The organism is Yaniella sp. (assembly GCF_030453185.1).
Lineage (GTDB): Bacteria > Actinomycetota > Actinomycetes > Actinomycetales > Micrococcaceae > Yaniella.
Window position 1 is genome coordinate 1 of sequence record NZ_JAKDKW010000100.1, and the last position, 7,032, is coordinate 7,032.

Genomic DNA, 7,032 nt, shown 5'->3' on the forward strand with positions numbered 1-7,032 from the left:
GATTACTCTCGGTGGTATGTTTTTTGCTGGTTTCGCGTGGATGATCCGGCGTATGGATGAGAAGTTCGCCAAGGTGGATGAGCAATTCGCTCAGGCTGAGGTCAGTATCAATGCTCGATTTGAGAAGGTCGATGAGCGCTTCGACAGGGTGGATCAAAAGTTCGACAGAATTGATGAACGGATTAACGGGGTACAGACGGAACTGACCGAGGTGAAGGTTGCGGTGGCACGTCTGGAAGGCCCTCGTCCACGACTCATCATTCCCCACTGAGGTCGCTTTTTAGTCACCCGATGGCTTGTTTTCCTGTATCGAAGGATCACCAGCGCCGGTGCTTCGTCACTCGGCCGAGTCAGTGATACTATCCACGGAGTCTTCTGCATGCCCGGGCAGTTTCTTCTGTTTCCGGGCGTATGCGCGTGCCGCCCGAACTCGGTCTCCGCAACGAGTCGAACACCAACGACGCCGAGCATGCGTGCGCACATAAAAACGACAGCCTGTTGCCACCAGAAGAGGTTGAAAATTACCCGGCTACACTCAATGAGAGCCAAATCCTCGATGTCTATACGCAGCGCTTCGTAAATGGAAGTGGTGCCGACGTTGCCGCGGCGCTGGACCGACTCTATGAGCAAACCCAGGTGGATGAAATCATGTTGGTGACCATGGGTTCATCCCGTGCGGTGCACGTGCGGACCCTTGAGCTGATCGCACAGCACTATCAGGCCGGTGTTCCAGTAACGAGCTAGTCGTTGCGAGGTTCGTGGCTGGCCTTGCCCCTGCCCGACGACGCCGTCAGCGCACCTCGCATATGAAAGTAATCGTTTACTCATGATGTAGGAAAAATCGCATATTATAGGGCTCGGGCACATCATATTACTTGAAGCCCGTAGTGTTCTCATGCCGTTGGTGCCACTTCTGTGTAGTTTTCAAGTATGCAAACTAGCTGATTGTCATGTTGTGGCGTATTCACTCATGTGGGTAAGACTATACTCGCGAGGTTTGTTGAGCTAATATAATAGATAAGCATGCTTACCTATAGCTCGAGGAGCCATCATGATTGAAGCCTGGATGTCCGCTGACGATATCGCTGAACACCTTGGAGTCACGAAGCACACCATTTATGGTTGGATTAATGACCGCTCCATGCCGGCTCATAAGATTGGCCGCCTCTGGAAATTCAAGGCCTCTGAAGTGGATGAGTGGGTGCGTACCGGTGGCGCAGCCACCACCGACGAGCTTGAAAAAGACTAAGTTCTGAACACAAAAAAAATCCCGGCCTGGAGAGCTTTTGAACTCCAGGCCGGGATTTTTTATGCGTATTATTCAGCGCTGGTTAGCGGCTGTGGCGTGGGATTTGTCCACGGATCCTCAACCGGCTGCGACAGACGCCAGACGGCGTAAGCTGCACCGGCAGCGGCAACGGTAATGCCAACGACAAGCAGTCCGCGACCGGACTTCTTGTTTTTCTTGGACTGTTTTTTCAGCTGCTTCTCGGCATCCTTGGCCCAGTTCGCCGCAGCTTTCTGCAGGCGACGAGCGGACTTCTTGTTGCCGGTAACCCGTGTGATCGAGTTGTTGACGAAGTCAGGCAGGTCGGCTGCTTTGATTGCCTTCGCACTACCGGCAGCGACAGGAGCCAACTGACCTGCAGCGGTGGGCAGGTAATCGTCTTGAACTTTGTGCTGGAAGTTGTTCGCGGCATCGCCGACTTTATGTGCGGCTTCCGAAATTTTCTTGGACGCAGCGTCAACGACTGGAGCGGCGCGATCGGCGGAATCCTGCCAAACGTCTTCTGCCCAGTGCCGAACGTGCTCTGCAGCATCAGAGACTGTGTCTGTCAGCGTTGGTGTTTTGGACTTGGAGCGTCCGAGCATATGTACCTCCAGAGTAGGGAATGACTACATTCTAGAGTACGCTGCCCAGCGATGTCTCGCCATGATTTGAGCCCCACGCGTTGGAACTCTTTAGGCCACGGGCGAATGAATCCTGACTCGCACTGACTCAAGACTGTGCGATCGACACGGATGATGGAAGAATAACCCTCATGAGTATCGCTACACATAAAGCAGTTATCAAAACCAACCGCGGCGACGTCGTCGTCGAACTCTTCGGCAACCACGCCCCTAAAACCGTCAACAACTTTGTTGGCCTGGCAACCGGAACTCAGGAATGGACTGATCCAGCGTCCGGTGAAAAGAAGAACGGTGTCGCTATGTACGACGGCACCATTTTCCACCGCATCATCGCTGACTTCATGATCCAGGGTGGCGACCCACTGGGTCGCGGTATTGGCGGACCAGGCTACGAGTTCGAAGACGAATTCCACCCGGAACTCGACTTCAATGAACCATATAAGCTCGCGATGGCCAATGCCGGCCCGGGCACCAACGGCTCACAGTTCTTCATCACCTCGGTGCCAACTCCGTGGCTACAGAACCGTCACACCATCTTCGGTGAAGTCTTCGACGCTGACTCCCGCAAGATTGTTGACGAGCTCAACACCGTGCCAACCGGCCCGCAGGATAAGCCGGTCAACGACGTCGTCGTCGAGACCATCGAAATTACCGAACTCTAAGGAACTACCTCACACAATGTCATCCGGTCCATCATTTGGTGCCTATCAAGATCCTTCGGCAGAACAGCCGGTGTGTCCTCGGCACCCGGACCGGGTGACATATGTGCGTTGTCAACGCTGCAACCGCCCGGTATGCGGTGAGTGCCAGCGGCCATCCCAGGTCGGCGTGCTCTGCGTTGACTGTGTGCGTGAACATCAACGTGCACTGCCCCGTGAGCAACGGGCTCCCAAATTTACTGACCGCCACGGGCGGGCCGTTCCCCTGGCCACCTATATTATTATTGGCCTCACCACGCTAGTGTATGGATTGCAGTGGGTCGGCCAGCTGATTCCGGGCTTCCCAGACGTCTATAACCTCTTCCTGTATTCCCCGCTGCACACTTCGCAAGCGGCACTGGAACTCCACGAATTCGTGCCTTGGCTCGACTTTGAACCCTGGCGCATGCTGACGTCCGCCCTCGTGCATTCGATGGGCTCACCGATCCACCTCGTGCTGAACATGGCAGTGTTGTGGATGATCGGCCGCCAGATCGAACAATTCCTCGGCGCCGCGAAATTTGTGGCCATCTATGTACTGTCCGCCTTCGGTGGCGCAGTGGCGGTGCTCTTTTTGGCCGCACCTGAGTCGGCTGTTGTGGGAGCATCCGGAGCGGTCTACGGACTCTTTGCGGCCCTGTGGATGATCGGACGACGCATGGGTGCCGATACCCGCGGCATCACCATTCTGATCGTCATCAACTTTGCCTTCTCATTTCTGGGTGCCGGCATTTCGTGGCAGGGCCACCTCGGTGGTTTCTTGACAGGGCTGGGTGCTTCGGTACCGGCGCTGATAGCCGACCGGAAGCAGAGAGACAGGGCTACCACTCCAGAAACGCGCAAAAGCCTGAATCGCAGAACGTGGGGCGGGCTGGTCATCGTCGCGATAGTGCTCGTTGCACTGACCGTGGTTGGCGCATTGCTGATTGATACAGAGTCGCTGCTAGCGCGATAAACCGTGGTGACCTGTGGGCGAAGAAGCTCAGCTAGTAATTCACAATCTTACCCACAGGTAATCCACATAGTTGTCCACAGTTTTTGTGGATAACTCTGGAAATCGTCGCTGCCCCGCGGGTTATCCCCAGAGTTCTCCACAGGTTCATCCACAATGTGGAGAATTACATGTGTGTAACTCTCATTTTCTGTGGGTAGGTTGTGGGAAACTTACCGCCAGCGCGTCATCATAATGAATCCGACCATCGCTAAGCCGAATCCGGCAATAATGTTCCAGCCGCCAATTCCTGGAATAGGCAACTGACCGCCCGGAGCAAGGTAGAACACCATAATCCACAGCAGGCCAACGATCAGCAGCCCGAACATGACGGCCTTGTACCAGGTTGGAAGTGGGGCGGGCTGGTCGTCAGCCGCCATGATCTCCGCGTCCAGTTCCGAGATTTCGGTGTTCTTGTTGCGGCGCTTCTTCGATGATGCCAATGCGTGTCCTGTTCAACATAGGTGCGTATACTACTGACAGTATTCTACGTGCACTGATTGGGTGCCGCAGCGTATCTTGAGATCAAGGATCCAACATGTCACATACCGGTTCCCGGCTGCCAACGCGGAGGCGGCGCCGCGCAACCGAGAAGCGCCGTCCTCCCCGCCCGACTTTTCTCGGCGTGACCGGCGAACTACTCATCACTGCCGGGCTGTTTGTGCTGCTGTTCGTGGTGTGGGAGCTGTACTGGACTAATCTAGGAGCCAACCGTGAGGCGCAGGCTCACCGGGACGCCATGGCTGATACCTTCGAAGCTCAGCACGAAGCCGGTTTTGACGGTTCGGGCCCCGACCCCTCGGTGCCCGACGAGGTGACCACCGGCGACCCGTGGGGCATGCTCTACGTCCCACGATTTGGGCCGGATTATTCGGTGCCCGTCCTCGATGGGACCGGGGACGAAATCGATTCGGCGGTACTGGGCCGCTATGAGTCCTCGCCGCGACCGGGAGAAGACGGCAACTTGGCCTTAGCTGGTCACCGCCAAACCTACGGTGCCGTGCTGTGGGACATGGATCAGCTACAAGACGGTGATCGCATGTATCTCCAAACCGCCAACGGCTGGTGGGTATATGAAACCCGCCAGGTACACATTGTGCAGCCAACCGACGTGGAAGTACTCGCGCCGAAGCCCATGGATCCGACCGCGACTGAGCCCGAGGGGCAGTGGCTTACCCTCACCACGTGTCACCCGCCCTACACCGTGCTGGAGCGCATGATCACCCATGCTGAACTTGTAGAATTTGTGCCGCTCGGTGATGGCGCACCGGACGAAATCGCTGGCGCTGTACCTGACCAGCTCTTCGAGGAGGCATAATGTACGCTTGGCTCTTCCATCTGCTGCCCGGGCCCACCTGGTTCCGCTGGATTCTGACACTCGTTGGGCTGGCCGCCGTGGTGTTCGTGCTCATGGAATACGTGTATCCATGGGTCGCCGAATTCGGTTTCTTCTCCGATGCGACTATGGACGTCGACTAGTTCAGATTTGAAGGAATGTATTTGTTGTGCGGCTGGTTGTCACAGATATGACCAATTTTGCGCCCACCCCAAATCCATCCAACCACCACGCCGCCTCACTGGATGAAGGTGTCGTGGAATTCGGACTCCATACCTTCGGGGACCTTACCCAGGATGTCGAGGGCACCCGCGTGCTGTCCTACCCTGAAGTGTTACGCAATGTCGTAGCCGAAGGTGTCCTGGCAGATGAGGTCGGCATTGATGTCATCGGCATCGGTGAGCATCATCGACCCGACTACGCCATCTCAGCGCCCGACGTCGTCCTAACCGGCATCGGCGCCCGAACTGAGCGCATCAAACTGATCTCCGCTGTCACCGTGTTGTCCTCCGATGACCCGGTGCGCGTGCATCAGCGCTTCGCCACACTCGATGGCATTGCATCGGGCCGCGCCGAAGTGTCCCTGGGCCGCGGCAGCTTTATCGAATCATTTCCGCTGTTCGGTTACGACCTGGCCGACTACGAGATCCTGTTCGAAGAAAAACTTGAACTCTTCGACCACATCCGCCGCGAAGAACCCGTGACCTGGTCCGGTACTCAGCGTGCTGCACTCGAAGATTATTCGATTTTCCCAAAAACGGCGCACGAACACGGACTCCCCACCTGGGTTGCCGTTGGGGGTTCGCCAAACTCAGCTATCCGGGCCGCCAAGTACGGCATGGGATTGGAACTGGCCATTATTGGCGGGGCCGCCCAGCGCTTCGCACCGTTTGCAGAGCTGTACCGTAAACACATTGAAGCCAATGGTTTCGACCCGCGCCGGATTGCCGTGCACTCCCACGGTTTCGTGGCAAACACCGATGAGGAAGCGATGGAACGGTACTACCCGTACTGGCACCACGCAATGTCCAACATGGCGCGTGAACGCGGCTGGCCACAGCCTTCACCCGATCAGTTCGCTCAGGAAATTCGCCACGGTGCACTGCACTTGGGCTCGCCCGAAACGGTAGCTCGCAAAATTGCCGACAGCATTCGTGCGATCGGTGCCACCCGGTTTGGCATGAAGTACGGTAACGGTCGGCTACCGCACGAGTTCATGATGGAATCGATCGAGCTTTACGGCACGAAGGTCAAACCGATGGTGCTAGATATGCTCGCGGATTCCTAATCAGTTAGCTTTCGTCTTCTGACGGTTCGTCGCTGGACTCATCTTCTGAAGGGTCATCGCTAGATTCTTCCTCGGATGGCGATTCGCTTTCGCTTGGTGAGTCACTCTCGCTCGGCGATTCGCTCTCGCTGGGGTCGCCAGAGGGCTCTTCTTCCTCACGTGCGACGTCAAGACTGATCAGCTGTCCCTGTGATGCGGTTTCACCAGGCTCAACGTCCTGGTCGACAACTTGACCTGCTGTCATGCTGCCATCATTGGTCACAAGATTAATGTCAACGCTGAGTCCAAGTGCATCGGCTGTTAATGTGTTTTCAGCTTCCTGCTGTGTCATGCCCACGACATTGGGAACTTCAACCTCGCCCGATGACATTTTCAAAGCAACGGTCGAACCATAGGCAACCGTTGAGCCCAGTGCGGGGTTGGTGTCCACGAGCCGGTCTCGCGGGATGGTGGGGGAGTTGACGTAAGAAACGTCCGAAACAGTCAGCCCCAGTTCTTCCAAGGTGTCACGCACGGTCGCTTCCGAAGCGCCTTGCAAGGAGTCGGGGATGTCGACTTGATCGGGCCCCAGCGAAATGTTGAGCGTGACCTCGTCGTAGCGCTGCATGGTCGTCTCGGATGCCGGATCGGTACCGATCGCCCGGTCACGGTCGACGTCGTCATTGTGTTCGTATTCTAAAATTGGCCGCAGCCCAGCGGTGGTTAACGCGTTTTGTGCGTCGGTTTCGGGCATACCAGATACGTCGGGAACTTGTACCTGGTTTTCTTCGATGCGCTGCTGTTCGGCCTCATTCCAGAACCACCAGCC

At 56.5% G+C, this 7,032-nt stretch carries 12 protein-coding genes; 8 read left to right on the plus strand and 4 right to left on the minus strand.

Annotation, left to right across the window (positions count from 1 at the left end; all coding sequences use genetic code 11):
* Positions 1 to 271, plus strand: a 271-nt coding sequence (locus L0H14_RS11265; protein ID WP_367618775.1) for a response regulator, incomplete at its 5' end; no start/stop codon positions are given.
* Between the two features lie 66 nt (positions 272 to 337).
* Here L0H14_RS11265 and L0H14_RS11270 read toward each other — a convergent pair.
* Positions 338 to 481 carry a CGNR zinc finger domain-containing protein gene (locus L0H14_RS11270; RefSeq protein ID WP_301421858.1) on the minus strand — a complete coding sequence of 48 codons (144 nt, stop codon included), beginning with the start codon at positions 479 to 481 and terminating at the stop codon, positions 338 to 340.
* Here L0H14_RS11270 and L0H14_RS11275 point away from each other — a divergent pair.
* Entirely contained in the window at positions 418 to 744 is a 327-nt protein-coding gene (locus tag L0H14_RS11275) for a hypothetical protein (protein WP_301421869.1), read from the plus strand. The genes L0H14_RS11270 and L0H14_RS11275 overlap by 64 nt on opposite strands.
* A 307-nt stretch (positions 745 to 1,051) precedes the next feature.
* Positions 1,052 to 1,249 (plus strand): helix-turn-helix domain-containing protein, encoded by a 198-nt coding sequence (locus L0H14_RS11280; protein WP_301419706.1) that lies wholly within the window; start codon positions 1,052 to 1,054, stop codon positions 1,247 to 1,249.
* Positions 1,250 to 1,317: 68 nt separating this feature from the next.
* Here the strand turns inward: L0H14_RS11280 and L0H14_RS11285 are convergent, their stop codons facing one another.
* On the minus strand, positions 1,318 to 1,872 hold the full coding sequence (locus tag L0H14_RS11285) for a hypothetical protein (RefSeq protein ID WP_301419708.1): 555 nt from the start codon (positions 1,870 to 1,872) through the stop codon (positions 1,318 to 1,320).
* 170 nt (positions 1,873 to 2,042) lie between these two features.
* Here L0H14_RS11285 and L0H14_RS11290 point away from each other — a divergent pair, with 170 nt between their 5' ends.
* Together L0H14_RS11290 and L0H14_RS11295 are read left to right on the plus strand one after the other, a co-directional pair.
* Complete coding sequence (locus L0H14_RS11290; RefSeq protein WP_301421861.1) at positions 2,043 to 2,573, plus strand: peptidylprolyl isomerase; 531 nt, start codon at positions 2,043 to 2,045, stop codon at positions 2,571 to 2,573.
* 184 nt (positions 2,574 to 2,757) lie between these two features.
* Positions 2,758 to 3,564, plus strand: a complete 807-nt coding sequence (locus tag L0H14_RS11295; RefSeq protein ID WP_301419710.1) for a rhomboid family intramembrane serine protease — start codon at positions 2,758 to 2,760, stop codon at positions 3,562 to 3,564.
* Between the two features lie 209 nt (positions 3,565 to 3,773).
* Here the strand turns inward: L0H14_RS11295 and L0H14_RS11300 are convergent, their stop codons facing one another.
* Positions 3,774 to 4,043, minus strand: coding sequence for a cell division protein CrgA (locus tag L0H14_RS11300; protein ID WP_301419712.1), 270 nt, complete (start codon positions 4,041 to 4,043; stop codon positions 3,774 to 3,776).
* 95 nt (positions 4,044 to 4,138) lie between these two features.
* Between L0H14_RS11300 and L0H14_RS11305 the strand changes: the two genes are divergently transcribed.
* Genes L0H14_RS11305 through L0H14_RS11315 form a run of 3 tightly spaced genes read left to right on the plus strand, consistent with a single transcriptional unit; the run spans position 4,139 to position 6,224 of the window.
* The gene (locus L0H14_RS11305; RefSeq protein WP_301419713.1) at positions 4,139 to 4,918 is read left to right on the plus strand and encodes a class E sortase; all 780 of its coding nucleotides are present in this window, start codon (positions 4,139 to 4,141) and stop codon (positions 4,916 to 4,918) included.
* Positions 4,918 to 5,079: a hypothetical protein gene (locus L0H14_RS11310; RefSeq protein WP_301419714.1), complete on the plus strand. Its 162-nt coding sequence runs from the start codon at positions 4,918 to 4,920 to the stop codon at positions 5,077 to 5,079. Before L0H14_RS11305 ends, L0H14_RS11310 begins: the two co-directional genes overlap by 1 nt.
* Positions 5,080 to 5,126: 47 nt before the next feature.
* Positions 5,127 to 6,224, plus strand: a complete 1,098-nt coding sequence (locus L0H14_RS11315) for an Atu2307/SP_0267 family LLM class monooxygenase (protein WP_301421866.1) — start codon at positions 5,127 to 5,129, stop codon at positions 6,222 to 6,224.
* A gap of 4 nt (positions 6,225 to 6,228) precedes the next feature.
* Here the strand turns inward: L0H14_RS11315 and L0H14_RS11320 are convergent.
* On the minus strand, positions 6,229 to 7,032 hold an 804-nt coding region (locus tag L0H14_RS11320; RefSeq protein ID WP_301421868.1), incomplete at its 5' end, for a PASTA domain-containing protein.

Coding starts and splice junctions, on each gene's coding strand:
- L0H14_RS11280 (WP_301419706.1), top strand. CDS start 1,052: ATGATTGAAGCCTGGATGTCCGCTGACGATATCGCTGAACACCTTGGA.
- L0H14_RS11285 (WP_301419708.1), bottom strand. CDS start 1,872: ATGCTCGGACGCTCCAAGTCCAAAACACCAACGCTGACAGACACAGTC.
- L0H14_RS11290 (WP_301421861.1), top strand. CDS start 2,043: ATGAGTATCGCTACACATAAAGCAGTTATCAAAACCAACCGCGGCGAC.
- L0H14_RS11305 (WP_301419713.1), top strand. CDS start 4,139: ATGTCACATACCGGTTCCCGGCTGCCAACGCGGAGGCGGCGCCGCGCA.
- L0H14_RS11310 (WP_301419714.1), top strand. CDS start 4,918: ATGTACGCTTGGCTCTTCCATCTGCTGCCCGGGCCCACCTGGTTCCGC.
- L0H14_RS11315 (WP_301421866.1), top strand. CDS start 5,127: ATGACCAATTTTGCGCCCACCCCAAATCCATCCAACCACCACGCCGCC.